This window comes from Pseudoalteromonas sp. J010 (genome assembly GCF_003934235.1).
Taxonomy (GTDB): Bacteria; Pseudomonadota; Gammaproteobacteria; order Enterobacterales; family Alteromonadaceae; genus Pseudoalteromonas; species Pseudoalteromonas peptidolytica.
Genome location: NZ_RDBW01000004.1, coordinates 62,350 through 89,013, shown reverse-complemented (window position 1 = coordinate 89,013; position 26,664 = coordinate 62,350). Strand labels below are relative to the sequence as shown.

24 protein-coding genes and 1 tRNA gene are annotated in these 26,664 nt (G+C 42.1%); 12 read left to right on the top strand and 13 right to left on the bottom strand.

Going from position 1 to position 26,664, the window contains the following annotated elements; genetic code table 11:
* Positions 1–10 precede the first annotated feature (10 nt).
* The 4 genes from rnr to EAG18_RS03555 all read right to left on the bottom strand — a co-directional run bounded on the left by rnr (position 11) and on the right by EAG18_RS03555 (position 6,841).
* A complete protein-coding gene (gene rnr / locus EAG18_RS03570; protein WP_125251031.1) occupies positions 11–2,497 on the bottom strand; it encodes a ribonuclease R in 2,487 nt (828 codons plus the stop codon).
* Positions 2,498–2,852: 355 nt separating this feature from the next.
* Entirely contained in the window at positions 2,853–5,039 is a 2,187-nt protein-coding gene (locus EAG18_RS03565) for an ATP-binding protein (protein ID WP_125251030.1), read from the bottom strand.
* 108 nt (positions 5,040–5,147) lie between these two features.
* Complete coding sequence (locus EAG18_RS03560; RefSeq protein ID WP_125251029.1) at positions 5,148–5,750, bottom strand: response regulator transcription factor; 603 nt, start codon at positions 5,748–5,750, stop codon at positions 5,148–5,150.
* Positions 5,747–6,841, bottom strand: a complete 1,095-nt coding sequence (locus tag EAG18_RS03555; RefSeq protein ID WP_125251028.1) for a histidine kinase — start codon at positions 6,839–6,841, stop codon at positions 5,747–5,749. Before EAG18_RS03555 ends, EAG18_RS03560 begins: the two co-directional genes overlap by 4 nt.
* Positions 6,842–6,950: 109 nt before the next feature.
* Between EAG18_RS03555 and EAG18_RS03550 the strand changes: the two genes are divergently transcribed.
* The 3 genes from EAG18_RS03550 to EAG18_RS03540 all read left to right on the top strand — a co-directional run bounded on the left by EAG18_RS03550 (position 6,951) and on the right by EAG18_RS03540 (position 9,841).
* The gene (locus EAG18_RS03550) at positions 6,951–7,814 is read left to right on the top strand and encodes a DMT family transporter (RefSeq protein ID WP_125251027.1); all 864 of its coding nucleotides are present in this window, start codon (positions 6,951–6,953) and stop codon (positions 7,812–7,814) included.
* Complete coding sequence (locus EAG18_RS03545) at positions 7,811–8,533, top strand: glycerophosphodiester phosphodiesterase family protein (RefSeq protein WP_125251026.1); 723 nt, start codon at positions 7,811–7,813, stop codon at positions 8,531–8,533. Before EAG18_RS03550 ends, EAG18_RS03545 begins: the two co-directional genes overlap by 4 nt.
* 81 nt (positions 8,534–8,614) lie before the next feature.
* Positions 8,615–9,841, top strand: coding sequence for a methyl-accepting chemotaxis protein (locus tag EAG18_RS03540; RefSeq protein WP_176032409.1), 1,227 nt, complete (start codon positions 8,615–8,617; stop codon positions 9,839–9,841).
* A 50-nt stretch (positions 9,842–9,891) separates the two neighbouring features.
* On the opposite strand, the gene epmA is transcribed toward EAG18_RS03540, so the two are convergent.
* Both epmA and efp read right to left on the bottom strand, forming a co-directional pair.
* Positions 9,892–10,866, bottom strand: coding sequence for an elongation factor P--(R)-beta-lysine ligase (epmA, locus tag EAG18_RS03535; protein ID WP_125251101.1), 975 nt, complete (start codon positions 10,864–10,866; stop codon positions 9,892–9,894).
* A gap of 207 nt (positions 10,867–11,073) precedes the next feature.
* Entirely contained in the window at positions 11,074–11,640 is a 567-nt protein-coding gene (efp, locus tag EAG18_RS03530; RefSeq protein ID WP_125251025.1) for an elongation factor P, read from the bottom strand.
* A 42-nt stretch (positions 11,641–11,682) separates the two neighbouring features.
* Here efp and epmB point away from each other — a divergent pair, with 42 nt between their 5' ends.
* The gene (gene epmB, locus EAG18_RS03525) at positions 11,683–12,699 is read left to right on the top strand and encodes an EF-P beta-lysylation protein EpmB (protein ID WP_125251024.1); all 1,017 of its coding nucleotides are present in this window, start codon (positions 11,683–11,685) and stop codon (positions 12,697–12,699) included.
* 95 nt (positions 12,700–12,794) lie between these two features.
* Here epmB and EAG18_RS03520 read toward each other — a convergent pair whose 3' ends face one another.
* Positions 12,795–13,004: a hypothetical protein gene (locus EAG18_RS03520; protein ID WP_125251023.1), complete on the bottom strand. Its 210-nt coding sequence runs from the start codon at positions 13,002–13,004 to the stop codon at positions 12,795–12,797.
* A gap of 185 nt (positions 13,005–13,189) precedes the next feature.
* Between EAG18_RS03520 and EAG18_RS03515 the strand changes: the two genes are divergently transcribed.
* Positions 13,190–13,483, top strand: coding sequence for a prephenate dehydrogenase (locus EAG18_RS03515; protein ID WP_125251022.1), 294 nt, complete (start codon positions 13,190–13,192; stop codon positions 13,481–13,483).
* A 68-nt stretch (positions 13,484–13,551) separates the two neighbouring features.
* On the opposite strand, the gene EAG18_RS03510 is transcribed toward EAG18_RS03515, so the two are convergent.
* The 4 genes from EAG18_RS03510 to EAG18_RS03490 form a co-directional block, all read right to left on the bottom strand.
* Positions 13,552–14,037: a DUF3016 domain-containing protein gene (locus EAG18_RS03510; protein ID WP_275557220.1), complete on the bottom strand. Its 486-nt coding sequence runs from the start codon at positions 14,035–14,037 to the stop codon at positions 13,552–13,554.
* Between the two features lie 1,576 nt (positions 14,038–15,613).
* Positions 15,614–17,260 carry a chaperonin GroEL gene (gene groL / locus EAG18_RS03500; protein ID WP_125251019.1) on the bottom strand — a complete coding sequence of 549 codons (1,647 nt, stop codon included), beginning with the start codon at positions 17,258–17,260 and terminating at the stop codon, positions 15,614–15,616.
* A 50-nt stretch (positions 17,261–17,310) separates the two neighbouring features.
* Positions 17,311–17,598, bottom strand: coding sequence for a co-chaperone GroES (locus EAG18_RS03495; protein WP_010368755.1), 288 nt, complete (start codon positions 17,596–17,598; stop codon positions 17,311–17,313).
* Positions 17,599–17,754: 156 nt separating this feature from the next.
* A complete protein-coding gene (locus EAG18_RS03490; protein ID WP_125251018.1) occupies positions 17,755–18,267 on the bottom strand; it encodes an FxsA family protein in 513 nt (170 codons plus the stop codon).
* A 129-nt stretch (positions 18,268–18,396) separates the two neighbouring features.
* Here EAG18_RS03490 and cutA point away from each other — a divergent pair, with 129 nt between their 5' ends.
* From cutA to yhdJ, 7 genes are all read left to right on the top strand, one after another.
* On the top strand, positions 18,397–18,717 hold the full coding sequence (cutA, locus tag EAG18_RS03485) for a divalent-cation tolerance protein CutA (RefSeq protein WP_125251017.1): 321 nt from the start codon (positions 18,397–18,399) through the stop codon (positions 18,715–18,717).
* On the top strand, positions 18,717–20,528 hold the full coding sequence (locus EAG18_RS03480; protein ID WP_125251016.1) for a protein-disulfide reductase DsbD: 1,812 nt from the start codon (positions 18,717–18,719) through the stop codon (positions 20,526–20,528). Before cutA ends, EAG18_RS03480 begins: the two co-directional genes overlap by 1 nt.
* A 195-nt stretch (positions 20,529–20,723) precedes the next feature.
* Entirely contained in the window at positions 20,724–21,185 is a 462-nt protein-coding gene (gene aroQ / locus EAG18_RS03475; RefSeq protein ID WP_125251015.1) for a type II 3-dehydroquinate dehydratase, read from the top strand.
* Between the two features lie 19 nt (positions 21,186–21,204).
* Positions 21,205–21,678: an acetyl-CoA carboxylase biotin carboxyl carrier protein gene (accB, locus tag EAG18_RS03470; protein WP_125251014.1), complete on the top strand. Its 474-nt coding sequence runs from the start codon at positions 21,205–21,207 to the stop codon at positions 21,676–21,678.
* A 20-nt stretch (positions 21,679–21,698) separates the two neighbouring features.
* Entirely contained in the window at positions 21,699–23,045 is a 1,347-nt protein-coding gene (gene accC, locus EAG18_RS03465) for an acetyl-CoA carboxylase biotin carboxylase subunit (protein WP_125251013.1), read from the top strand.
* A gap of 594 nt (positions 23,046–23,639) precedes the next feature.
* Positions 23,640–23,716, top strand: a tRNA-Ile gene (locus EAG18_RS03460).
* Between the two features lie 148 nt (positions 23,717–23,864).
* A complete protein-coding gene (yhdJ, locus tag EAG18_RS03455; protein ID WP_125251012.1) occupies positions 23,865–24,773 on the top strand; it encodes an adenine-specific DNA-methyltransferase in 909 nt (302 codons plus the stop codon).
* Here the strand turns inward: yhdJ and EAG18_RS03450 are convergent.
* Both EAG18_RS03450 and EAG18_RS03445 read right to left on the bottom strand, forming a co-directional pair.
* Positions 24,762–25,793, bottom strand: coding sequence for a type II restriction endonuclease (locus EAG18_RS03450; protein WP_125251011.1), 1,032 nt, complete (start codon positions 25,791–25,793; stop codon positions 24,762–24,764). The two genes, yhdJ and EAG18_RS03450, sit on opposite strands and share 12 nt — an antisense overlap.
* On the bottom strand, positions 25,777–26,022 hold the full coding sequence (locus EAG18_RS03445) for a helix-turn-helix transcriptional regulator (RefSeq protein ID WP_125251010.1): 246 nt from the start codon (positions 26,020–26,022) through the stop codon (positions 25,777–25,779). The genes EAG18_RS03450 and EAG18_RS03445 overlap by 17 nt, the downstream gene beginning before the upstream one ends.
* Positions 26,023–26,664 lie beyond the last annotated feature (642 nt).

Sequence of the window (26,664 nt, the reverse complement as noted above, 5' to 3'; positions counted from 1 at the left end):
CGCTTTAGATTTATTGTGCTTTTTTACTGCGATTTCTTTCATTTTTACCAGGACGTTTTGCTTTGCTTTTCGCCCCTTTCGTTTTTTTGCTGCTCGATTTCTTTTTCGATTTCAGCGTACCGGCTTTTTTCGCTTTTTTAAGCTCACCTTTTGGCGTTGTCTTCTTCCGCCTTTTAGACTTTCCAGCCCCTTTATCTTTGTCACTTACCGAGTCAGTCTCATCACGGCGTTTAGTCTCAGGGATCTTGCCTGCTTTAAGTTGTGCACGAACACTACCAGCAGCCCCCTTTGCAGACTTTCTTCGTCTTGCGTATCTGTCTTGTTGGCCTTCTTCGGCCAATGCTAAATTGATCCGGCGGTCATCTAAGCTCACCGAAGCAACCACTACATTAAGCTTATCGCCCAACCTAAACACAGTACGGCTATGCTCTCCAATCAAGCACTGCTTAGCTGCATCAAAATGGAAGTATTCATGACCCAAATTGCTGACATGGATCATACCGTCAATCTGCAAATCGTCCAGCCTGACAAATAAGCCAAAGTTGGTAACTGACGAGATCACACCAGTAAACTCATCACCAACATGGTCTTGCATAAACTCACATTTAAGCCAATCAGCAACTTCACGGATCGCGTCATCAGCGCGGCGCTCTGTCATTGAGCACTGCTCACCGAGTTGTTTTACTTCATCTTCGTTATAAATATAAGCGCCACTCACAGGTTGCTCTTGTTGCTGCAAGATGCCTTTGATCGCACGATGCACGACTAAATCTGGGTAACGACGGATCGGTGAAGTAAAGTGGGCATAGGCTTTTAATGCCAAACCAAAGTGACCAATATTTTCTGGCTGATATACCGCTTGCTTCATTGAGCGCAGTAACATGGTTTGGATCAATTCTTTTTCAGGGCGATCTCCCAATGACTCAAGCGCTTGCGTCAGTTCCTCAGGCGAAGGGTCATTGGGCAGTTGGCTTTCGATACCCAAGTCTTGCAAGAATTGTCTAAACTGGCTCAACCTTTCAGGATCTGGCTCATCATGAACACGGTACAAGCTATGGGCTTCGTGTTTTTCCAATAATTTTGCTGCTGACACGTTCGCCAAGATCATACACTCTTCAATCAGCTTGTGAGCGTCGTTACGAACCACAGGCACAATAGAGTCAATCTTCCGATGAGCATTAAACACAAAGCGCGTTTCTAAAGTTTCAAACTCAATTGCACCACGCTCCTGCCTTGCCGCTTTGAGCGCCATATACATGTTATGAAGCTCTGTGAGGTGAGGCACAAGTGGCTGATAATCAGCCCTCAGTTTTTCATCGCCTTGTAAAATCGCATGAACTTTGGTGTACGTTAAACGGGCGTGAGAGTTCATCACTGCTTCGTAAAAGCGGTAGCCAGATAAACGACCTGCTTCAGACACTGTCATTTCAGCGACCATACACAAACGGTCAACTTTTGGGTTTAGCGAGCACAAGCCGTTGGACAGCACCTTTGGAAGCATAGGTACAACTTGCTCAGGGAAATACACAGAATTTCCACGTTCTATCGCTTCTTTGTCAAGCGCGGTGCCTTTACCTACATAGTGAGAAACATCAGCAATGGCCACCCATAAACGCCAGCCACCTGACTTTTTACGTTCACAATACACGGCGTCATCAAAGTCCCGGGCATCTTCGCCATCAATGGTTACTAGCGGCAACTCGCGCAGATCAACACGACCCTGTTTAGCTGACTCTTCAACAAACTCACCAAGGTTTGCAACTTGTGCTTCTACTTCACTTGGCCACTCATGAGGAATGTCATGATTACGAAGTGCCACCTCAATTTCCATACCTGGCGCCATATGATCGCCGAGCACCTCAAGTACTTTACCCATTGCATTCATTTGTTTGCTAGGGCTTTGAGTGATCTCTACCTGCACCATTTGATTATGACGAGCACCATTTTCTTGACCTGGTACTATGATAATATCTTGCGTAATACGCGGATCTTCTGGCACCACTACCGCCATGCCAAACTCAACAAAATACCGACCGACGACTGGCGCACGCTCTTTTTCAAGTACGCGAACAATGCGCGCTTCCACCTTACCACCTGAGCCTCGACTGCCAACCTTCGCTAACACCCAATCGCCATGTAGCACTCGCTCCATTTGATACTTAGTGATAAACCAATCTTTGGGTTCGCCTTCCACTTCTAAAAAGCCAAAACCGTCACGATGGCCAACAACACGGCCTTTCACTAAGCCATCATCGCTTGGAATGGTGTAACACTTGAACTTATTGAAGTGTAACTGACCATCTCGCTCCATCGCGCGCAAGCGGCGTTTAAGTGCGACTTGACGCTCTTCGTCTAGCACTTTTAAGTCGAAACACAGTTGAGAGAAAGAAGGAGGTTTGGCCGCGCTTTTAATGTGTTCTAAGATAAATTCGCGACTGGGTACGGGGTTGTCGTATTTTTGCTGTTCTCTATCGAGATAGGGATCCTGTTTTGGCATTACTGTCTTGTTAAATAAGCTATGCTGTTATTTTAACCCAAAATAACAGCACTCGCATTAATTATCAGTGAACACAGTATGCGAATTCAAAATAAGTTCATATATCGGCTTGATGATAATTATTGATTCAAGCCTTTGGCTAAAATTTACCAACGATATTTAAAAACCAGCCTTTTGAGTTATAGCTTAAATCGGTTAAGTCATCCGAAAAGTGAGTGAAGTTATATCCCCCATTTTCATGTAAAAACCAACCTTGCCTATGTTTAATAATATCAAAAGCTTACACTTTAACTACAGTGCTATTTGCATGAAAACATACAAAATAAATAACCTACATAACACTAGATGAAGCCTATTATGCTGATAAATTCACTGCCTGATTTGAATGACTCTGTGGGGTGACCAGCTGTGCATGTAACTCTAATAGACGCTCAACAGACTGACGAGCCACAGCAGCGAGTGTATCCCAATCTATTGTCGAACCAGATTGTAGTAACTGAGACTGTAAGCTTTGAATATGTTCGACTAAGTTTATCATGCCAAAGTTCTGCGCTTCGGCCTCGATATAATGCAGCTTTTCTGCTGCCAAGTCCTGAACATCTAGCTCAATTAACCCCTTTATCTGGGCAATTTCATATTCAAACCTATCTGCAAGGTACATCAGTTTGGTTGCTAAAACTCCCGATGCTTCACTGTGTACAAGCTCTAAAAATTTAGGCCGGTCAATCAACACGTTGCGCTCAATGGAGGAAACTTGTTTGATCGTTGAGCTTTCTAATACCGCATAGAGACGACTTGGCATCACCGGCTTTGTTAAACAATCCTGCATACCAGCTTGTAAGCATCGCCTTTTCAATTCAGGGTCGCCGTCACCTGTCAACGCGATTACTTTGATTTTTTTCGTAAAACCAATTTCAGTAAATCGAGTTTTGAACCACTCAAGGCCATGCCCATCAGGTAAATGCATATCTAATAAAACAATATCAAAATGATGCGCAAGTAGAGTAACTTCAGCCTCTGCCAAGCTTTTAACTAGAGAAAACTGCGTAACCATATCATTTAGGTAATTGCTGATCACCTCAACATTTATTGCATTATCCTCAACAACCAATACATTCAATGGCAGTTTTTCCGCACTCAACTGACCTTGCTGTATTGGCGTGTTACTACATTGGCAAGTTAATTCAAAGCTAAACTCAGTTCCTTGTCCTAACTGACTTTTTACGTCCAAGTTAGCTGCTAGCCCATGTAATAGTTGTTTACATAGCGCCAAACCAATCCCGGCACTATGTGAGATAGATTGTTCGCTGTCGAGAGTGACGAAGGGTTCAAAAATTCTTTCTATTTGCGCCTCAGTTAAGCCTTTTCCTGTATCGCGAATAGCAAACCGAATCGCTTGCTTATCGTCTTCTCTAGCTGCGCCTTCAAGGCTTAGCGTAATACACCCTTTGTCGGTATATTTTATCGCATTTGAAAGCAAATTTCTTAGTATCAGTGCTAACGTGTCTTGCTCTACAACATGCACATCCTGCGGATATAAACCTTTGACTTCCACCTTCAAACTCAGGCCCTTTGCTAATGCGAGGGGCTGTAATAAACGTACTAGCTCTTGAGCAAGACTATAAAGGGAGAAAGGCACGCGGTTTTGTGCTGCATACTCGCCCTTTGCCTGTAGCAGCACTTGATTGGCTAAATCAGACATCGACATCGCAGCATGAACTATCACATCACACAGTTCAGCATGACGAGCAGGCTCACGCGGAACCTTTTTAAGTGATTCTGCGTGCCCAACAATGGCATTTAACGGTGTTCTTAATTCATGACTTAGCAGGGTTAAAAACTGGCCTTTGATTTGTGCTGACTGTTCAGCAGCCGTTTTCAAGCTTTGCAATTCTTTTTCACGGCGGCTACTACACAACAGACAAAGTGAAAAGCATAGCAACAATGGCATAGTGCTTACTGACACGGAGAAGAATTGATTAACCCAATTTGCTGACACTAAGCTATCTGTTACTGAGTAGCTACCTAACATGACAGCCCTGAAGGTAAATACCAACAGCAGGCTAAAGCAAGATAAACCAAATGCCCAATGTGCCACAGTAAAGTCTTTTGATAACAACTTTTGGCCTTGATTTAGCGCTCTTAAACAATAAATCATTGCCATTGCCCACACCAAATAATTGAGTATGACCCGTGCAATAAAATTAAAGTCTACGTATAAGAAATAACTAAAACTAGGAATTCCGATAGCCCCAAGCACATACCAAGGCATATAGTTACTCTGAACTGCAAAAAAGGCGTCCACACCCCGAGTAAGATAGAATAAACCTATTGCTATGGCTAAATTGGGAATAAGAATAGAAAATGTGACGGGTAATGTATAGGCAGCCAGCAGCCCACATCCAATCCCCGTCAATGCAATAAAACACAGCCAATCTCGAGTGCCTGGGAGAGCCTTATTAATAAACCAGTTTACCGCCATAAATACAGTGCAAACCACCGTGGTAATTGCGGTTACTTGAATAAGGAATTTAGGATCCATCAACAACACTCAAAATTAATACATTATCATTACTTTGTGAAGTAGCGCAGTATAGTACTGCTTAACATTATTTTGAAGTATTAAGTGAATATATGCTATTACAATACCTTACAGCCACCCTTTTTGCTTCGCGATCCTTGCTGCATCAATTCGATTTGTCGCATGTAATTTGGCGATAGCATCCGAAAGATAATTTCTTACGGTTCCGTCACTTAAGAATAATTGAGCTGCAATTTCCGTCGTTTTTAAGCCCTCTCCAGCTAATCGCAATGCTTTGCGTTCTTTATCTGTCAAAGGATCAGCATCTTCGAGTGCATATAAAGCCAGCTCAGGATCAATGACCTTTTGCCCATTCATCACTTTTTTTAAGGTTGATAGTAGGTACTCGCTTGGCGCTTCTTTTAAAACAAAGCCATTCACTCCTAGTGTAATTGCGCGGCGAATGTAGCCTGCTTTGGAAAAGGTTGTCATGATGACCACTTTGCAGTTAGGCTGTGTTTGTTGCAAATGCTGGGCAAGCTCAAGTCCTGTAATATGAGGCATCTCTATATCGGTCAGCACAACATCTGGGCTTAAAGACTTGAGTTTTTCTTTGGCAAACTGACCATTTTCAGCATCTCCTATTACTTCAATATCCTGATCTAAACTCAATAGTGCAACGATAGCACCTCTAATTAATGCTTGATCTTCAACAATAAACACGCGGATCATGAACCTACCTCAATAACAGCTTTAAAATATCCACCTTGCTCTGTGTGATAAATCAACTGACCACCACACTCCTTTAAACGCGCTCGGATCCCCATTAATCCATTCCCTTCTTTAATACTCTTCACTGAACCATTGTCTTTAATTTCAACTGATATACTCTGTTGCGTTTGCTGCAGTTGCACACTCACTTTGTCGGCATCGCTATGGCGGATAATATTAGTACATACCTCTTTGGCAAAAAAACACAAGCTCGCTTCTTTTTCTTTATCTATTTCCACCGCATTCAGGTTTAGCGACACAGCAATTCCCTTATCTTTCAGCCGCGAGGCCATAATATGAAGTTGTGCGTCTAATGCCAGTTGATGATAACCAGTAACGGCCTGGCGTACTTCGCTCAGTGCTTCTCGTGCAAGCTCAGCGACCTGAAGGGCCTCAGATTGCGCTTGCTCGTATGCCTGTGCAGCAGCAAACTTACTGGCAAGCTCAGCCTTTAATGCAATAGAACTCAATGAATGCCCGAGTAAATCATGTAAATCTCGTGCAATTCGTTCTCGCTCAGCAACGGCACCTAGGCGCTTTATCTCTTGCTCACTTTGACGCTGCAACTGACGATGTACTCGCTCTCTATGCGTTACCCAACCAAAGATAAATAGCCCCAATGAAACACAAATGGCAGGCATTAAAAAGTAAATCGTATGCGCTGGTATGATAAAATGGGAGGTAAACAAGATAGATATGAGTAGCCCCAAAAATCCATAAACTTTGTATTTACCCTGTAAACTAAAACCGCAAAAAAAAGCAACAAAACCAAATAACGAGCTAGTACCGGTTGTCGCCAAACTGCCAACAATACACAGTAACGTCATCAGTGACAAAAGAGTAATTAAAGCAATACCGGTTTTGGCAATACTCTGCCAATACAGCCAGACAAATCCGAGATAAATCAACAGCTGCGCGAGAAGGTTAACACTCCCTTCTTGTGTCCAACTAAAAGCCAAAGGAAAGAAATAAAAAATTGAGAATATCAATGGACCGGCATCCCAAAAGGAGCGCCGTTTTTCTACTAAAGTGTGATCTGTGGTAATGGCCACCACGTTCCCCCGCTCATTATTTTAATATTGTTTTACTTTTATTGTTCGATGTGGAGTGACAAGTGTTCGCAATCTTGTAGACTGCTAAAAAAAGCCAAAATAATTTTTTATGCAACCGAAACAATCCGCTTTACTGTCGCTCCATAGTGCCGTTTTATTGTTTGGTGGAACAGCATTATTTTCAAAATTGATTTCACTATCAGCACTTGATATTACTGTTTATCGCGCAGCTATTGCTTTCATTGTGTTACTTATTTTATTAAAACTGCAACGCCAGCCTATAAAACTACACAATCAACGAGATTATCTAGTCGCGATTATGCTCGGCGCAATTGTTGGGCTGCATTGGGTTACTTATTTTGCCGGTATGCAAATGGCTGGCGTTGCTATCGGGATCATCGCATTTTTTACTTACCCGGTGATCACTGTATTTTTAGAGCCATTATTTAATCGCAAACAAATACAACTCAAAGATATTATCAGTGCATCTACAGTATTGCTGGGAATATACTTACTGGTGCCTGAAGCTAACCTTGGTAATCAAGTCACACTGGGTATTATTACTGGGATATTCTCAGGCGCGCTATTTGCACTACGCAACCTATTACAAAAACAATTTTTTTCACACTATAGCGGGCCACACACTATGCTGTATCAAACGCTGGTAGCTTGTTTGCTGCTCATTGCGTTTGTTGACGTGCCACCACAGCACGTTTCGCCGCAAAACATTTCACTCATTCTGCTAGCTGGGGTTGTATTTACGGCTATTCCTCATGCTTTATTTGCCTCAAGTTTAAGACATTTATCTGCTACCACAGCCGGATTAATTTCTTGTTTACAGCCATTGTATGGAACACTGTTAGCTTATATTCTGTTACACGAGACGCTAACGCTAACAACATTATTCGGTGGCTTGTTAGTCGTTAGTGCAGCCTGTTTTGAAACTTGGTCTATTACAAGGAAAAAAGCATGATTCAAGTCTTAGCGCATCGTGGAGCCAGTGGCAGTTACCCCGAAAATACGCTTGCAGCTATAGAGGCAGCGTTAGATATTGGTGTTGATGGTATAGAGTTAGATGTGCAAAGCTGCGCAGATGATTACGCGATTATTCATGATACTTGGCTTGATAGAACCACAAATGGCGTCGGCAGAGTGAATGAACAAAGCCAAGCTTACTTAGCAACGCTGGATGCGGGTAAAGGACAAAAAATTCCCACTTTGCAACAAGTGTTTACTACCATTGGTACGCGAACTGATATTAATTTAGAGCTTAAGCATACTTTTGGTTTGGATAAATTTGTTTCCTACATTGAAGCGCATATTCAACAGGGTATTATCAACCGTGAGCAATTGCTCATTTCATCATTCGATCATCATCAACTGCTATGGTTGAAGCAAAAGTTGCCTTGGGTGAGAATTGGCGCACTGACCGCTTCTATTCCAATCCACTATGCGCAATTTGCCGGATCACTGCATGCTTACAGCATTCATATGGACAAGAATTTTATCAACCATGAGTATGTGTTGGATGCAAAGTCTAGAGGCCTTAAGGTATTTGCCTATACGGTCGATAAACAACAAGACATAGATATGATGATTGATTATGGTGTAGATGGTATTTTTACCAATTACCCATGCCAGACAAAAATGTATTTACAACGGATTGGTGCTTATGCCACTCCAAAAGAGTAACTAGTTGATCGCTTTAGCATTGTTATTCCATTTAGCTCATCTATACTGAGACAAATAAAGTGGCACAATGATGAGCCCAATATGAGTTTATATATGCGCATTTATAATTTTATCGAAGAAACCTTTTTCTTCACACTCACTCGTAAAATTGTTGGTAACCTAGGGTTTTTACTGCTTTTTCAAATAATTAGCTTGATTTGGCTGTATTCTGAGCTGGTGAGCGCCGATGCCAGTCTGGCCGCATTCTGGCTGCTAGCTATTGTGATTATTGCAGCATTTGGTTTTACTGTGTTCTACATGCGCTTTTTAATTGTCCGCCCAGTACAAGCAATGAAAGAGTCATTAGAGCGAATTAACCGCCAAGATGGTAATTTAGATGCCAAATTGCCTCAGTTTACATTTGACGAATTTAGAGATCTCAGCGAGCAATACAATTCTTTTACCACTCATTTAAGCGAACTATTAGAAAAGACCTATCAAAGTGCTGCTGCTGCAACCCAAAGCAACCATGATGTCACAGCATCAATGCAAAGTACCGCAAGCTACGGTCAGCAGCAGTTAAGTCAGGGCGATACCATCATTGCAGCCTCTGATCAGGTTAGCCATAGCTTACAAAGCATTGTTCACAATACGGATCAAGTATATCAGGCCAATACAGAGAGCCTGCACTTCGTGAGAGGCTCATCACAAACCGTCACTAAATTGGTAGCTGAAGTAAAACAAATCACCACACTGCTTGGTAACTTTTCATCGACGGTGCTGGGGCTAAAAGAGAACAGCGAAAATATCCGCAGTATCCTAAAAATGGTTGAAGAGTTTTCAGATCAGACTAATTTACTTGCGCTCAACGCCGCGATTGAAGCTGCCCGAGCAGGAGAAGCAGGTCGAGGGTTTGCCGTGGTTGCCGATGAGGTAAGAGCACTCTCCGTCAAAGTAAATGACGCCACACGCCAAATTAGTGACTTTATCAATAAGATGAACGTACTTGTTGGCGAAACCAATCAAGAATCAGAACAACTTATTTCACACTCGGTTTCTGCCGAGAAAGCCATTAGTGAGACATCCAATGGCTTTATCTCAATGAGTGATGATTTTGAACGCAATCAAGCACAATTGGAAGAAATTGTCAGCGCAGTGCACCAACTGGAAGAGACACAAAAGCACACCCATCAAGCTGTGCAGCAAATTGTTGAACTGGGGCAGCACTCAAAATCGCAAATAGATAGTGCATTGGCTGAATGTCAAAGCGCCCAAAAACTTACAGAAACAACCCAAAAAGAGCTGAAACGGTTTGTTTCACATAAATAGCCTAAACTTAGGATCACTATTTGCTCTTACCCCAGCTGTTTCGCGGTGCGTTAAGCCCGCGAAACATCAAAACTGATTACTTCACTTATGGTCGTTTTGTTTAGTGCGAGCATTACCAATCTATCTACTCCCACCGCAACGCCGGCACAATCAGGAATGCCTGCATCAAGAGCTGCGAGTAGACGCTCATCGACAGGAACAGCATCAAGCCCCATTTCTGCTCTTAGCTGATTATCTTGCATAAAACGGGCACGCTGCTCGGCTGCGTCGGTTAACTCATTAAAACCATTTGCCAATTCCATATTTTGATAATACAGCTCAAAGCGCCCAGCAACTCGATTATCTTTCGGGTTGAGCTTGGCAAGCGCTGCTTGTGATGCCGGAAAATTATATACAAAACACGGAACACGTTGGCCAATTTGCGGCTCAATCTCCATACAGAACAACAACTGTAGCAATGTATCTGGGTTATTCTCAATCGCGGCTATATCACCATAACCACGCTGCTCGGCATGCTTTTTTAAGTCGCTTAAAGAGATAGCTAGTGGGTCAAGCCCAAGGTAGGTAATAAACGCCTGCTGATAGCTGATTGACTCACTTGCCGGACAGTCTAGTAAATACTGCATCAATTCATCTAATTCAGCCATTAGCTCAAATTCATCATAGCCCACCTGATAATACTCAAGCATAGTGAACTCTGGATTATGATGACGACCAGACTCTTCATTACGAAATGCTTTACCAAGCTGAAAAATAGAGCCACTTCCAGCTGCCAATAACCTTTTCATGGCATACTCTGGAGACGTTTGTAAGTACAGTGGCAACCCTTGGCTATGATTTGGGCCAACAAAACGTGTATGGAAAGTATCTAAATGGGGATCGGTTACTGAGGCCTGCGAGAGGCTTGGGGTTTCTACCTCCATTACCTCTCGGGCTGCGAAAAACTGCCGTATTTTCGCTAAAATCGCGGCTCTATGTCTTAGCGTTTCTATGCTTGCGCTCGGCTGCCAATCATTTACCATTATTTCTACTCCAAAAAAATCCCAGCTAATGCTGGGATTTATCAATGCCTATTTGTCTTATATAGCGCTTTACTTAAAGACCAACAAGCCTTGTTGATAGCGCAGCTAGCACATTTTATTACCATTAAGGCAACTCTTTGCAGCTTATCACTCTTTCAAATTAAGAAAGTATTAAAACAAATGGTGTAACAACATAGGTTGATGTGATATTTATTTTACGCGGCTAACGTATTCGCCACTGCGCGTGTCAACTTTAATCACTTCACCAATTTGAACAAACAAAGGAACGCGTACAACAGCACCTGTGCTCAATGTAGCAGGCTTACCACCAGTACCTGCGGTATCACCTTTCAGGCCAGGATCCGTTTCGGTGATTTCAAGCTCAACAAAATTTGGCGGCGTTACAGCAATTGGGTTGCCGTTCCAAAGCGTAATAGTACAAACGTCATTTTCAACGAGCCATTTTACGTTCTCGCCTACCGCTTTTTCATCCGCAGCGATTTGTTCAAACGTGTCGTTATTCATAAAGTGCCAGAACTCACCATCTGTATATAGGTAAGCAAGATCTGTGTCTATTACGTCTGCACCTTCAACTGAATCACCRGACTTAAATGTTTTTTCTAATACTTTACCTGAGATAAGCTTGCGGATCTTAACGCGGTTAAACGCTTGTCCTTTGCCAGGCTTGACCATTTCATTTTCTAAGATAGAACAAGGCTCGCCATCGATCATAATTTTTAGACCGCCCTTGAACTCGTTGGTGCTATAATTCGCCATCGTATCCTCTAATCTACGTATATTCGAGTAATTAACCTGCTAATGATACAAATAAATGAAGTAAATTTGCAGACTAACTGGCAAAAAGAATTAGCAAATGTTGTCACTGACCCACAGGAGCTACTTAACATCCTAGGGTTGCAAGACCATTTTGACGCACGAGACTTTGCAGCTAAGCGCTTGTTTCCTATGCGAGTACCACGCCCATTTATTGATAAAATACGCCACGGAGATCGTTACGATCCTTTGCTATTACAAGTGCTGCCGGTACATCAGGAATATTTAACTGAAGCGGGATTTAGTAAAGATCCACTCGAAGAGCAAGACGCACCAGTGCCGGGGCTGCTACATAAGTATCGCTCTCGAGTATTACTCATGCTCAAAACCGGCTGTGCGGTCAACTGCCGTTACTGCTTTCGACGCCACTTTCCTTATCAAGATAATCAGGTCAATAAACGCACCTTAGCCCCAGTGTTTGATTACCTACGCACCCACCCTGAAATCAATGAGGTGATCTTAAGCGGCGGTGATCCGCTGATGGCCAAAGACGACATGATAGCTTGGGTGTTAGAACAATTAGAGACGATACCACAAATCAAACGTTTGCGTATTCATAGCCGCCTACCAGTGGTGATCCCAACGAGAATAACCGAGGCATTATGCCAACGTTTAGCACAGAGTCATTTAAAGGTGATTTTGGTTAACCATATCAACCACCCGAATGAAATTGACGAACACTTTAAAGCCGCAATGAAACAGCTAAAACAAGCAAATGTGACTTTACTGAACCAAGCTGTACTGCTCAAGGGAATTAACAACGATGCTGCAACTCAAGCCCAATTGAGTGAAGCCTTATTCGATGCGGATATACTGCCTTATTATTTGCATTTGCTTGATAAAGTAGAAGGGGCTAGCCACTTCGATGTTGAAGAAGCAGAAGCCAAAGCCCTTATGGCTGAGCTTTTAGAAACGCTGCCAGGATTTTTAGTGCCTAAATTAGTGCGAGAGATTGGCGGTCAGCCAAGTAAAACGCCGGTTGACCTAGATTTACTCGGTTAAGAGCGCAAAAAATCGGTGCTAATGACCCTAGCACCGATTGCTTTTGCACATAGCTATCGGACAACCGAAGACAACGTGCCATCAACCCATAGCAATTAAGCGTATGTGTTGATGTTGTTGCCTAACGTTGCAGTTACTGATTTAGCAGGTGTTTGTGCAGCAGCACTGTTACCCGCAGATTCAATTAAAGCAAGCGCGGCTTGTCCATCTGCTTTCTGTTGCTTTTTTGCCAATGCAGCGCTGTATACTTCGCCACTTTGACTCGCTCCAGACATAGCAGGTAGGTTACTTCCGGAAATATTCATAAGTGATTACCTAACTTTTTGATGGATCAGATAAGGTATCGGCATACAAAGCTAAACCTTTAGGGTAAATTTTGAGATAAATTTCCAATCCCTTTTTACTACCTTTAAAAGAGTAGATTTACACCTGACATTTGTAAATGAAACCCTTAAAATAAGCGCTTTTAGTAGGGCGATTAGGACTGACCATGCAAGCCGTTATCGAAAAACTCAATGAAAACCTCAAGATCGTATACCGCCAAGCACTAGATGCGGATAAAAAGCTTGATGACTTGCAACAGCAAGGCCACGGTAAGTTTAAAGCACTATTTACAGAAGAAGCGGGATTTACGTTTGAAGCTAAGCGCTTTAAGCCATATGTTTTGGATGTTGCAGCCGATGTTGAAGGTCTATCTAAAACTGAAGAAATTGACGAGCAAAAACTGGCGTTGGTGGTTAAAAAGCTCCAATCTCTATTGCAGCTACTCGCGACTTTTAAATAACACTATACGTAAACACGCAGCCAAAACGCTGCGTGCAACCTTATCTAAACAGAACGCCTAAAGTTCGTTTATAAACTCACTTTTTTCATCAGGTCGTCTTCAAACCATTCTGTCAACAAACGCTTCTCATAATAAAAAGATTCATCTAAGCCGCGTTTGATTCTATCCATAAACGACATGTCTTTTAATTTTACTGCGTTTTCTTGTGCAATAGTTTTACCTGCTTGATCCGTTAGCTGGTAGCTAATTTCTAAACGCGGAAAATGGATCGGCTTTATCACACGAATATCTGATATTCCATAATGTACATCACCAGCTAGGTCTATTTCATCGAAGCTAACAGCTAGTTTATAACCTTCCGGCAACTGCTCAGCTAACTCCTCCATATGCTTGGTAAATTGCTTCTCCACACGCTCATAAAAGGACCCACGTGTTTCATTACCTGGGCGCACATCACGGTACTCTTTAAAGTCTTTCCAAGTCACCGAAACTTCACCTGCATTTACAAATAATGGTGTCAGAAACAGGGCAACTAATGTCATTGGTAATTTCATCTTTAGATCTCCTTCAAGCTCTATCACCACCTTACTCTTTATCAATACGAAGTAAAGCAGGATCACACCCTTTTACGCAGTGTGACAATTAGCTACATTTTCATCAATATAATAGTAAGACCGACGTTATTGGTAAATATTCTCAGTTTTGTCGAGTAAAGTTATGCTAATTATCTTAATTAAGTAGTCTATTTTAAGACGAGAAAACCTTGTCGATAACCCTGCGACCGCGTCCTGATATCGCTAAGGCACTTGCATCCGCATAGGCAAGGCAAGGCAAGGCAAAAATTTTGCTGTTTAGTTGCTCTAAATAAGAAATTTTTAGCGTCAGATTTACTTCTTCAAATTGAGCAAGTATTAAGTTTGATTGGTATTAAATACATATCTTGTATTGCTCAAAAGCAAAAACCCAGCCGAAGCTGGGTTTTGAAGCGAGGAGCCTAGAGTGTAATTTTGTCGGGATGGTAAGACAGAATAATTACGTACGAAATTATATTGCCTAATAAGTTAACGGTGGGGGTAATCGAATCAACTTCGATACCCTGATCTTGTAACTCTTTAAGTTGTAAATTTAGTTCATCTAGATCCGGTTCTCTATGAAACCAGCTTTTCTTTTTATTAAAAATAAATACCTTTTTCATAATCTTCACTCCTAAAGTAACCCAGAAAACTCTATTGTCCTTATCTCACTATTTTAATTTGGCTTTATAGCTTGAGGGTATTTAAAACTTATTTTTCAAGCTCGATAATAGAGTCAAAATAACTAACACTAACTTGGGACAAGAATTTCAAAAATAGGAAACTACAAGCTTGTTCCAAGGCTAGCTCCCAGTCCAGTAGGTTCCAATTAGGCCTTCATTCGGCCGGACATCCTTTACCCACTTATCCAGTAAAGCAGGCAGCCTTTCTATATCTTTGATGACGACTGGGTTAAACTCTACTTATCCATCGATGGTGTTTTATCAACCTATTCTCCGATGAAAAAATACATTTTGGTTTAATCGTAACAATAATATTTCACTTATTGCGGTTGACGTTGTTTGCAGTGGTTCACCTACGTTAACTATACTCGCCCACCTAGCCTTGTTCCGGTTAGCCGTTCAACAAAACCACCTTATTCTCACAGAAAAGGATGCCTGTTATAGAGGTACATTGCTAGTAAGTTTTGCACTATAAAGTTACCCTCATCGTGCGATTCCTGGCTACTGCTAACTTAATCACAAGCCTTATCGCAGATGAAGTATGTCAGGCAATTATAAAGAAAATTTATATCGCTGCGCTGTTATTGAAGTAGCAACCTAAGCAATAAAGTGCTGTGCAACTTTAGTTTTGAAAAGAGCTAACCTCTTCAAGAGGTTAGCTTAATTTTGAAACTAGGTCAGTTGGTTCAATAACATCCTGTAATTGCTCAACTCGAACACCTATATAAACATGTAGACCTTTGGTGTTCTAAAGGCTCAGATAACTCTGAACACGGGGTGTTGAGCGCTTTGTCAACGCTCAAACAAGGGAGTGCAACCTGCCAATTATGCTACTAATCAGTAAGTTACACTAGCACAAGACGACTCTCGTCGCATTACATCATGCCGCCCATACCACCCATGCCGCCCATGCCGCCCATATCTGGAGCAGCTGGCTCTTCTTTCGGGATTTCAGCAACCATAGCTTCTGTAGTGATCATAAGACCAGCTACTGATGCTGCGAACTGTAGTGCAGAACGCGTTACTTTAGTTGGGTCTAGGATACCCATTTCAATCATGTCGCTGTACTCGCCAGTTGCAGCGTTGTAACCGTAGTTACCTTCACCGCCTTTAACTGCATTAACAACAACTGATGCTTCGTCACCTGCGTTTGAAACGATTTGACGAAGTGGTGCTTCCATCGCACGAAGTGCCACTTTAATACCGTGGTTCTGGTCTTCGTTGTCACCAGTTAGCGACTCAATCTTGCTTGCTACACGAACTAGTGCAACACCACCACCAGGTACTACGCCTTCTTCAACTGCTGCGCGAGTTGCGTGTAGTGCATCTTCTACGCGGTCTTTCTTCTCTTTCATTTCAACTTCAGTTGCTGCGCCAACTTTGATTACTGCAACACCGCCAGCAAGTTTTGCCATGCGCTCTTGTAGCTTCTCTTTGTCGTAGTCAGAAGTTGCTTCTTCAATTTGTGCTTTGATCTGTGATACACGACCATCGATAGCTTCTTGCTCGCCGGCACCGTCGATGATAGTTGTATCATCTTTAGTGATAACCACGCGCTTAGCTGTACCTAAGTCTTCAACCGTAGCTTTCTCAAGCTCAAGACCAATCTCCTCAGAGATAACTGTACCACCAGTTAGAATAGCGATGTCTTGTAGCATCGCTTTACGGCGATCACCAAAGCCAGGCGCTTTAACAGCAGCAACTTTCACGATACCACGCATGTTGTTTACAACCAGAGTTGCCAGCGCTTCACCTTCAAGGTCTTCTGCAATGATTAGTAGCGGCTTGCTTGTTTTAGCAACTGCTTCTAGTGTAGGCAGAAGTTCACGAATGTTTGAAACCTTCTTGTCTACAAGCAGGATATGTGGGTTATCTAGCTCAACTTGGCCTTTTTCAGCGTTGTTGATGAAATATGGTGATAGGTAACCACGGTCAAACTGCATACCTTCAACTACATCTAATTCATTCTGTAGTGATTGGCCTTCTTCTACAGTGATAACACCAGACTCACGACCTACTTTTTCCATTGCTTCAGCAATGATGTCACCAATCTCTTTGTCAGAGTTAGCTGAAATAGTACCAACCTGTGCAATCGCTTTTGCGTCTGAACAAGGTACTGAAAGCGTTTTTAACTCTTCAACTGCAGCGATAACTGCTTTGTCGATACCACGCTTAAGGTCCATTGGGTTCATACCAGCAGCAACTGACTTAAGACCCTCATTAACGATAGCTTGAGCAAGAACAGTCGCAGTAGTTGTACCGTCACCCGCTGCGTCATTTGCTTTAGACGCAACTTCTTTAACCATCTGTGCGCCCATGTTTTCGAACTTGTCTTCAAGTTCAATCTCTTTTGCAACAGATACACCGTCTTTGGTGATAGTTGGTGCGCCGAATGATTTTTCTAAAACAACGTTACGGCCTTTTGGACCTAGTGTTACTTTTACTGCGTCTGCTAGTACGTTTACGCCTTTAAGCATTTTTGTACGAGCGTCACCTGCAAAACGAACTTCTTTAGCTGCCATGTTATAAATTCCTCTTAAATTCTGTTGTCGATTAAACTAAAAAGTATTAATTATTCTACGATGCCTAAGATGTTATCTTCACGCATGATCAAGTACTCTTGACCTTCGATCTTTTCAGTCTTTTCGATGTAAGAGCCGAACAACACTGTGTCGCCCGCTTTTACTTGTAATGCTTTAGTTTCACCATTGTCCAACACGCGGCCGTTGCCTACTGCAACCACTTCACCACGTGAAGACTTTTCAGCCGCAGAACCGGTTAACACAATGCCGCCAGCTGACTTTGTTTCTTCTTCAAGACGCTTAACAATGACGCGATCATGTAAAGGACGAATGTTCATTTATATAGTTCTCCTAACAGTTTCTGAACAATGACAGAAATAATGCTTTTTTAAGGCGGTGTTACATCCACAGGTTGTGGTTAACACACGCAATTTTAATTGCTTTCATTTATGGGGATGGGCAAATTAAAACCCAAGAGAAAAAACTAAAAAATTTTAGTCTTTTCTTTCGTATTCACCTTCAATCGTTGTTGAAGAATTTCTACCCGATTGATTTTTAAATGGATCTCTAATTTCTTCCTGCTGTTCCGCACGTTCTTCGTGTGATTGATTAGCAAACGGTGACTGACCTGAGTGCATGCCTGTTTGCACTTTTACGGTGGCATGGGCCAGCAGTGACTGCGCCAGCTTTTTTCTAACTGCGGGCGTTAGCAGTAAAAACCCTAGTACGTCGGTCATGATCCCAGGCGTCATTAACAAAACACCAGCGATGATCACACACAAGCCGGTAAACAAATCTTGAGCAGGCAACTGTCCTCGGGACATCTGCTGTTGAACATTAACGTAGGCTCCCAAGCCTTGCTGTTTGACAAGTCTCGCACCTAGAATGGCGGTTGCTATCACAAGGGCAATCGTCGCAAAGCCGCCTATTACCTCGCTGACTTGGATCAGCAACGCAATTTCAATAATCGGAATGGCAATAAATAAAATAAATAAGAATCTAAACATACTTTCTCCAAATCTACGAAAGATAAATATGGGTGCTAAGGTCTTAATTCAAGCGATGCAAGTTAGACGCTTTAGAAAAGAGGCGCTATCCGCTAAGATGCCATTACCAACCCTAAAATGGAAATAGCTATGGGTATAAGATATAAACTCGTCTTATCTACATGCGGATCCGTTACCGAAGCACGTAAAATTGCAGCGCAACTTGTAGAGCAAAAACTCGCAGCGTGTGTGAACCTAATCCCAGAAATAGAATCTATTTATGTTTGGGAAGGTCAGGTGGAGCACGCGCGCGAAACCAAGCTGTTAATTAAGACAAAATCCGAAAAACTAGAGCAAGTGATGGCTGCTATTCGTGATCTTCACAGCTATGATGTCCCTGAAATTCAAGTTGTGGATGTTACTAGTGGCAACCTAGCTTACTTTAAATGGATGGACGAGGTACTATTGTAATGCGACTCTTAGTAGTTCTTTTTTCGCTGTTAATATGGCTTCCAGCACAGGCAAATAATGCTGTGCTAGACAGCTTGTTAGCGCCAAAGCAACAAACCTTTTTACCTGTAAACGAAGCATTTAAGTTTGATTTTGACCAACAAGGAAAAACACTGTTTGTCGGTTGGGACATCGCTGATGGCTATTACTTGTATAAGAAAAATCTGCAAATCATCGCCAAACAAGCCGACATCAAAGTGCCAGAGTTAGAAAAAGGCGTGATGATTGAGGATGAGTTTTTTGGCCGCACTGAAGTCTTTTTCAATCATTTATCTGTTATTTCTAAACTCGATAATATTCAACCTGGAGCGGTTGTAAAAATCCGCTATCAAGGCTGCGCAGAAGCTGGGCTTTGTTACCCACCAGAAATCGTTGAAGTGCCGTTAAGCACGATTGCAGGAGAACAGCCAAAAGCCACATCAAACAAAGCTCCAGAGACAGACGCTGAGATTCAAAACACAAGCCGTCCTGTGGATGACGACAATTTGTCTTTTACTGAGCAATTAATGCAGCGCAGCTTGCTTGCAAATATTTTGACGTTCTTTGGTCTTGGTGTTGGGCTTGCATTTACTCCCTGTGTGTTCCCCATGTTCCCTATTTTGTCGAGCTTAATCGCAGGTCAACAGGGGCTTTCAACTAAAAAAGCGTTCAGTTTATCTTTTGTTTATGTACAAGGCATGGCCGTTACCTATGCCGCACTTGGCCTTGTTGTTGCTTACTTTGGTGGCCAAATTCAAGGCTACTTGCAGCATCCTGCGGTACTTATCAGCTTTAGTATCTTGTTCGTCGCACTCGCGCTATCAATGTTTGGGCTATACGAGATCCGCCTACCAAGCAGCATGATGGATAAACTCACCCAGCTCAGTAACAAACAAAAAGGCGGCAATTATTGGGGTGTGTTTGTAATGGGTGTCTTATCGGGCCTTATTGCATCACCTTGTACCACCGCACCTTTGTCTGGTGCTCTCCTGTTTGTCGCGCAAAGTGGCGATTATGTTGTCGGTGCGCTAACACTCTATGCACTGAGTTTGGGCATGGGCTTACCGCTATTATTGCTAGGTACTTCTGGTGGTAAGTTACTTCCAAAAGCAGGAGGCTGGATGGATCAGGTCAAGACGCTATTTGGTTTTGTGATGCTATTTGTACCACTCATCCTGCTAGAGCGCATCCTTGATGCTACCGTGATCATTGCTTTGGCTGGTGGCCTTGCCGTTGCAACAGCACTTTACTTACATTACTGGCAAAGCCAATTGCAAACGAGTAAAGGTAAAACTACTCTGTGGGGTTTTGCTATCACTTTGTTTATCGTTGGCTTATTTGCCTTAAAAAGCAGCTTTTTTCCAGCACCTAAGCCAGTAGTTAATGCAGTAACCACTCAAACTGAAGCCGCATCGGCAGAAAAAAAGTTTAAATTACTGCCAGACCTAGCTGCGCTTGAAGTAGCCATTGCAGAGGCTAATGCTAAAGGTAAAGTGCCAATTGTGGATTTATATGCTGATTGGTGTGTGGCCTGTAAAGAGTTCGAGAAGTACACCTTCCCAACTCCCGAGGTACAAGCACAGTTTAAAGACTACGAGTTATTAAAACTCGACTTAACCAAAGCCAATGATAATACCCAAGAGATCATGGAAGCGTTTACGGTATTTGGCTTACCCACCATTTTAATTTTTGATAGCCAAGGCAACGAGATGCCAGCACATCGCGTCACCGGCTTTTTAGATGCAAAAGACTTTGCAGCTCACCTAGACAAGGCTAAGCAGGACGCAAAGTAGCCATTTTGGGAGCAAGCTACCTTGCTCCCTTACCCTTCTCATTAGACCAGTATTTTGCTGCTATTTACCGCGAACTCTCTATAATACTCGACGAAATAGAGAAATATTTGCTATTTGCTGAAATTAGGCATAAGTTAACAAGCCATACAGTACAATTTTTTGTCTAACGCTTTACTTAAAGGAAGTTCACGTAAAATGTCTGCAAAATTAAAGATTTTATTAGTAAACGGACCTAATTTAAATATGTTAGGTCGTCGTGAAACCAGCACCTATGGTATGCAGACACTCAATGAGATTGTCGATGCGCTCACTGACTATGCACAAAATCAGCAAGTAGAGTTGTCACACATTCAAAGTAACAGTGAAGCAGAGCTTATTGAGGCCATTCATGCACAGTATGGACAATGCGATGCGATTATTATCAATCCTGCCGCATTCACACATACTAGCATTGCGCTTAGAGATGCCTTACTCAGTGTAGACATTCCCTTTTATGAAGTGCACATCACAAATGTACACAAAAGAGAACCATTTCGCCGCAAGTCTTATTTTTCTGACGTGGCGGAAGGTGTGATATGTGGATTAGGCGCGTTGGGCTATCGCGCAGCACTCGATGCTGCACTGGCGCAACTGCGAAAACAAAATAACTCAAATTAACTAACAGGCGGGTCATTGTATGGATATTCGCAAGATCAAAAAACTTATCGAACTAGTAGAAGAATCAGGTATTGCAGAACTAGAAATTACAGAAGGTGAAGAATCAGTACGTATTAATCGCCACAGTAATGCACCAGTTTACGCTCAACCTCAACAGTACATGGCAGCACCTGCGGCACCAGCACCAGCACCAGCACCAGCAGCTCCTGTTGCAGCACCTGCTGCTGAAGCGGCAGCGCCAGAAAGTGCAGCTCCAGCAGGTCACCAAGTTAAGTCACCTATGGTTGGTACTTTCTATTCAGCTTCATCTCCAACAGCAGCAGCATACGTAGAAGTAGGTTCAAAAGTAAATGTTGGTGACACGCTTTGTATCGTTGAAGCAATGAAGATGATGAACCAAATCGAATCAGACAAAGCTGGTGTGGTTAAAGCAATCTTAATTGAAAACGGTGAGCCAGTAGAATTCGACCAACCGCTATTCATCATCGAATAATTACGCAGAAGGTCAACGTTATGTTAGATAAAGTAGTCATTGCAAACCGAGGTGAAATTGCCCTTCGTGTATTGCGTGCCTGCAAGGAGCTAGGTATTAAGACGGTTGCTGTACACTCAACAGCCGATCGAGACCTAAAACACGTTCTTCTTGCGGATGAAACCATTTGTATCGGCAAACCAGCAGCAAGTGAAAGCTACCTTGATATTCCGCGTATTATTGCAGCTGCAGAAGTAACTGACGCCGTTGCTATTCACCCAGGTTACGGTTTTCTCTCTGAAAATGCAGACTTTGCCGACCAAGTTGAGCAAAGTGGCTTTATTTTTATCGGTCCAAAAGGCGACACGATTCGCTTAATGGGTGATAAAGTTTCTGCTATTGAAGCCATGAGAAAAGCGGGTGTTCCTTGCGTGCCAGGTTCTGATGGCCCGTTAACCGAAGATAACGATCGCAACATGCAGATTGCCAAGCGTATTGGTTACCCCGTTATCATCAAAGCCGCAGGCGGCGGTGGTGGTCGTGGTATGCGTGTCGTGCGTAGCGAAAAAGAGCTGGTTGACTCAATTGCGTTGACGCAACAAGAAGCCAAGCAATTCTTTGGCAATGGTATGGTTTACATGGAAAAATTCCTAGAAAACCCACGCCACATCGAAGTACAAGTACTGGCTGACGGTCAAGGCAATGCAATCCATTTAGGTGAGCGTGACTGTTCAATGCAGCGTCGTCACCAAAAAGTAGTGGAAGAAGCACCTGCACCAGGGATCACAGCTGAAATGCGTAAATACATTGGTGATCGTTGTACTCGTGCATGTATCGAAATCGGCTATCGCGGTGCTGGTACATTTGAATTCTTATACGAAAATGGTGAGTTCTACTTCATTGAAATGAACACCCGTATTCAGGTTGAGCACCCAGTAACAGAAATGGTCACTGGCGTAGACTTAATCAAGGAGCAACTTAAGATTGCTGCTGGCCAACCACTTTCTATTACACAAGATGACGTGGTGATCCGAGGTCATGCAATTGAGTGCCGTATTAACGCTGAAGACCCTGACAGTTTTATTCCTTCACCGGGTAAGATCACGCGCTTCCACCCAGCTGGTGGCCTTGGGATCCGCTGGGACAGTCATATCTACGCGGATTATACGGTACCACCACATTACGACTCAATGATCGGTAAGTTAATCACTTATGGTGAAAACCGTGATGTTGCAATTGCTCGCGCTAAAAACGCACTGAATGAGCTAGTAATTGACGGGATTAAAACCAATACCCCGCTGCACAAGAAGATTCTATCAGACGAGAACTTCCAAAACGGTGGTACGAATATCCACTACCTAGAGAAAAAACTAGGCATGCACCAATAACCTAATTCGTTCTCCTAAAAGAGGCCGACACTGCGTCGGCTTCTTTTATCTGCGTTACAGTAATACCCTATTCACACCTTACTCCCTGCAAAGATCAGTGAAATTTCTTCGAAAGACGGTAGCGGCTGCGTAACCACTTAAAAATATAAATTTAAGAATACTAATAGGAACAAGCTTGTTCGTTCCTATCGACATAACATTTGAAAAAGCTAAACTAAGCCAATCATTTTTACGGCCATCGCTCCTCGACGAGCGAGAAAAGCACGAACTTTCTGACGCTAAAATTAATTCTATCTCTACTGCAAAAGCTACTTCACACTCCACTTTGCTTCATAATTAAGCAATCAGTACATTCATCTCGATTTTTTCTCGTTTTAATAGTGACAAGCCTGTTAAAAATTTTTATACTGCCTGCGCTTTCAGTGATTTACCTTTAAACCACAAAGCAAAATAGCCCTTTAGCTCAGTTGGGTAAACTTTCAAAGAAAGTTTACGTCGAGGAAGCAAAGGGATATAAGCGCAGCGACCCTGAGCGTTGAATCCGAGACCGGAACCAAGCTTCATGGACGAATGTTACGCGCAAAAACACAAAATGGCCCTATAGCTCAGTTGGTTAGAGCACCCGACTCATAATCGGTAGGTCCCTGGTTCGAGTCCAGGTGGGGCCACCATTTCACCCCTAAGTTTACTATCAATAGCACTTTCTGTTTTTATACTTGGTAACGCCTTAGCGTTATGTACCATATTCAATTCAGTTGTTATGTAATATATTAAAATGTAGACTATGCGTCACGCTTTTATGTTCCTTTGAGTATTCTAATGGCCGCTCGATTTGATGTTATAAATCAAACTTTTTCAGATGAAAATCAAAAGATTATTCACGGTGATGTCCTGCTGGGTTTAAAAGCAATTCCTGACGAATCAGTGAACTTAATTTTCGCAGATCCACCGTATAACATAGGCAAAGATTTCGATGGTTTAAAGGAAAAGTGGACTGAAGAAGATTTTCTTGCATGGTGTTACGAATGGATTGATGATTGCTTTAGAGTACTCAAGCCAAATGGAACATTCTATTTAATGAATAGTACCGAAAATATGCCCTTTTTGGATATTTACTGTCGGAAACTATTCACTATAAAAAGCAGAGTGATTTGGAGCTATGATAGCTCTGGTGTTCAAGCAAAGACATACTTTGGATCTATGTATGAGCCGATATTAATGCTTACTAAACACCCTAAAAACTATACTTTCAATCATGAAGATATRTTAGTTGAGGCGAAAACAGGCGCTAAAAGGCAGCTAATAGATTATCGAAAAAACCCTCCTCAGCCTTACAATACGAAAAAAGTCCCTGGTAATGTTTGGGAGTTCCCAAGAGTTAGGTTCAAGATGGATGAGTATGAAAATCATCCAACCCAAAAACCAGAATCACTGCTTGAGCGTATTGTAAAAGCATCTTCAAACGAAGGGGATTACGTCCTTGATCCGTTTTCAGGAAGCTTTACCACGGGCGCTGTTGCAAAGCGCTTCAATCGTAAATTTATTGGTATCGAGATCAATGAAGAATACGTGAAAATGGGAATTAGAAGACTCGAGCTTCCATCCCATTATTCTGAGCAAGAGCTAGCAAAAGAGAAAAAAAGAAAGACCAACAATTTATCCAAAAAAAATAGGCAGAAAGAAGCTGAAACAAGTGCTTCGCCACAGCAAAACCCTTTAATCAGATAAACCAAACTCGAGCTTATAGCAGTTGATAATAATTTGTTTCAGCTGCTCAATTGAATTGTTATCTGTAGAAAGTTGTCGGAGGTAATCACTTAGCTCATTTAAGGTATATATATCCTCAAATAAAGACATATAAAGCTCCACTTTTAGCTCATCCATTTCCCGGCTGGCCTTAAGTCTAATTTGGCTTTGTACTTCATCTACACTTAAGCTTGTCTTCACCACAAAACTCAGAGGAAACCGGTTCACCTTATCAAAATCTAAAAAGTACTTTTTGAAATCGATACCTTCTGTAACTTGAAAAAACTTTCCTATTGGCTTGAGTACAAAGTCGATACCTCCATCATTAGCGTTAGTTCTTCCAGTTTTATAAAGCATTAATGGGCTAGTCTCAATTTCACCGGAGCTTGTGGAGAATGAAGCTTTAATTTTCTTGAAAGACAAATGTAAGATAGCGAAAGAAACAATTTCAAAAGTTCTTGCATCTGAGGTGGCATTGAAAGCCTTAACTATTGTTTTTAGTATATCTTGCTGGGTATTGGCGGATGAAATTTCAGTTAAAAAGTCATTCTCGATTTTCGCGATAATTGACGCATATGTAGCAACCACATCTACCGCAAATTTAGCCACGGCTTCAGGTTTATCTCCAGCTTCACCCAAAATAGCTTCTGATACTTGCCGGTTAGCACCATCTATGTCCATGATTTCTAAATCTGTTCGGTATTTTTTCTTAAACTCGCCATTTAATCTGTTATCCAGATGGTGATTTTGAAGTTTACTTCCATAGGGCTTCTGTCTAATCCTACGCAGCAGAGATGTGGAAGATGAGCCATTCTTTTGTCCAGCCACATAGTCCTCACAAATCACGGATATCGTATAAACCGCGGCCCAATTTCTTCTAGATTTGCTATTCCCTCTTACAGCTCGAGTCTTAAACTCAAGAAACTTTTTTAATAATCCAGTTTTACTCACACCGTGCTTTTCTGCTAATTCATCCACAAAGTGACTATATGGGCTTGTCATTATTATCCTTACTCTTAAAATTCATGAGCTCTGACGCTGAAGACTGCAAAGAATCAGCAAGCTTTAAAATGTTTAACAGACTGATATTTCTTTTGCCCCGCTCTATTCCGCTAATATATGTTCTATCAAGCTCACACAGAGAAGCAAGCTCCTCTTGACTAAGGCCTAGCTTTAGCCTCAAGCTTTTAATATGTAGTCCAAATACTTGGAGAATTTTTTCTTCGTTCATGATAACCCTCTAATGCTAAAGGGATAATTTATCAATGTAGACAATGTGTCTACGGACTATAAGTCACATTACGTGTGGATTTTGTAATGAAGATGATGGGTGAGGCTAAATACAGCATTTTTCACATAGTGCTGGTCACCTCACTATGTATAAACACCGGTCGGCATGATTAAAAAAGCTCAAAAACAGGCGTTGGTAGCTCTACATTCTGCAAATCAAAAATAGTTTTTGCAAAAAAGCGAATGCTTAGTCTGCAATTTAAAACGGTAAATTATGATTAACCCGCAACAATATTCGGCATTTCAACAACACCAAAATGAGGCTAGAAAATAGTAGATTCTTTCACATCTCATAATTTACCACTGGAAGAGCCATAAGCGCATAAAGCTTTTTACTCAATGTTGGCGAATAGCAATGATTTCACACATCAACATACTGTCCACTTCCTCTCTAATAACTCAAATCTCTACCCACTTGAACTCCACTCATCTAGCGTTAGTGAAGTTCTAAGCCTTTATACTCACTTCACATATCGATCCAGATTGCAGTTGCAGTAATTAGATAGTTGCTAAAACCTGAAAAATCAAAAAGTTGTATGTAATTACATTTACCTTATATTGGAACTGAATAAAAAACAAAACT

What these genes read in the sequence shown, in the direction of transcription:
- accC (WP_125251013.1), top strand. Translation starts at nt 21,699, where the DNA reads ATGTTAGATAAAGTAGTCATTGCAAACCGAGGTGAAATTGCCCTTCGT.
- EAG18_RS03545 (WP_125251026.1), top strand. Translation starts at nt 7,811, where the DNA reads ATGATTCAAGTCTTAGCGCATCGTGGAGCCAGTGGCAGTTACCCCGAA.
- groL (WP_125251019.1), bottom strand. Translation starts at nt 17,260, where the DNA reads ATGGCAGCTAAAGAAGTTCGTTTTGCAGGTGACGCTCGTACAAAAATG.
- EAG18_RS03450 (WP_125251011.1), bottom strand. Translation starts at nt 25,793, where the DNA reads ATGACAAGCCCATATAGTCACTTTGTGGATGAATTAGCAGAAAAGCAC.
- epmB (WP_125251024.1), top strand. Translation starts at nt 11,683, where the DNA reads ATGATACAAATAAATGAAGTAAATTTGCAGACTAACTGGCAAAAAGAA.
- EAG18_RS03520 (WP_125251023.1), bottom strand. Translation starts at nt 13,004, where the DNA reads ATGAATATTTCCGGAAGTAACCTACCTGCTATGTCTGGAGCGAGTCAA.
- cutA (WP_125251017.1), top strand. Translation starts at nt 18,397, where the DNA reads ATGGGTATAAGATATAAACTCGTCTTATCTACATGCGGATCCGTTACC.
- EAG18_RS03445 (WP_125251010.1), bottom strand. Translation starts at nt 26,022, where the DNA reads ATGAACGAAGAAAAAATTCTCCAAGTATTTGGACTACATATTAAAAGC.
- EAG18_RS03560 (WP_125251029.1), bottom strand. Translation starts at nt 5,750, where the DNA reads ATGATCCGCGTGTTTATTGTTGAAGATCAAGCATTAATTAGAGGTGCT.
- EAG18_RS03550 (WP_125251027.1), top strand. Translation starts at nt 6,951, where the DNA reads ATGCAACCGAAACAATCCGCTTTACTGTCGCTCCATAGTGCCGTTTTA.
- aroQ (WP_125251015.1), top strand. Translation starts at nt 20,724, where the DNA reads ATGTCTGCAAAATTAAAGATTTTATTAGTAAACGGACCTAATTTAAAT.
- EAG18_RS03565 (WP_125251030.1), bottom strand. Translation starts at nt 5,039, where the DNA reads ATGGATCCTAAATTCCTTATTCAAGTAACCGCAATTACCACGGTGGTT.
- accB (WP_125251014.1), top strand. Translation starts at nt 21,205, where the DNA reads ATGGATATTCGCAAGATCAAAAAACTTATCGAACTAGTAGAAGAATCA.
- EAG18_RS03515 (WP_125251022.1), top strand. Translation starts at nt 13,190, where the DNA reads ATGCAAGCCGTTATCGAAAAACTCAATGAAAACCTCAAGATCGTATAC.
- rnr (WP_125251031.1), bottom strand. Translation starts at nt 2,497, where the DNA reads ATGCCAAAACAGGATCCCTATCTCGATAGAGAACAGCAAAAATACGAC.
- EAG18_RS03495 (WP_010368755.1), bottom strand. Translation starts at nt 17,598, where the DNA reads ATGAACATTCGTCCTTTACATGATCGCGTCATTGTTAAGCGTCTTGAA.
- EAG18_RS03490 (WP_125251018.1), bottom strand. Translation starts at nt 18,267, where the DNA reads ATGTTTAGATTCTTATTTATTTTATTTATTGCCATTCCGATTATTGAA.
- EAG18_RS03540 (WP_176032409.1), top strand. Translation starts at nt 8,615, where the DNA reads ATGAGTTTATATATGCGCATTTATAATTTTATCGAAGAAACCTTTTTC.
- EAG18_RS03510 (WP_275557220.1), bottom strand. Translation starts at nt 14,037, where the DNA reads ATGAAATTACCAATGACATTAGTTGCCCTGTTTCTGACACCATTATTT.
- EAG18_RS03480 (WP_125251016.1), top strand. Translation starts at nt 18,717, where the DNA reads ATGCGACTCTTAGTAGTTCTTTTTTCGCTGTTAATATGGCTTCCAGCA.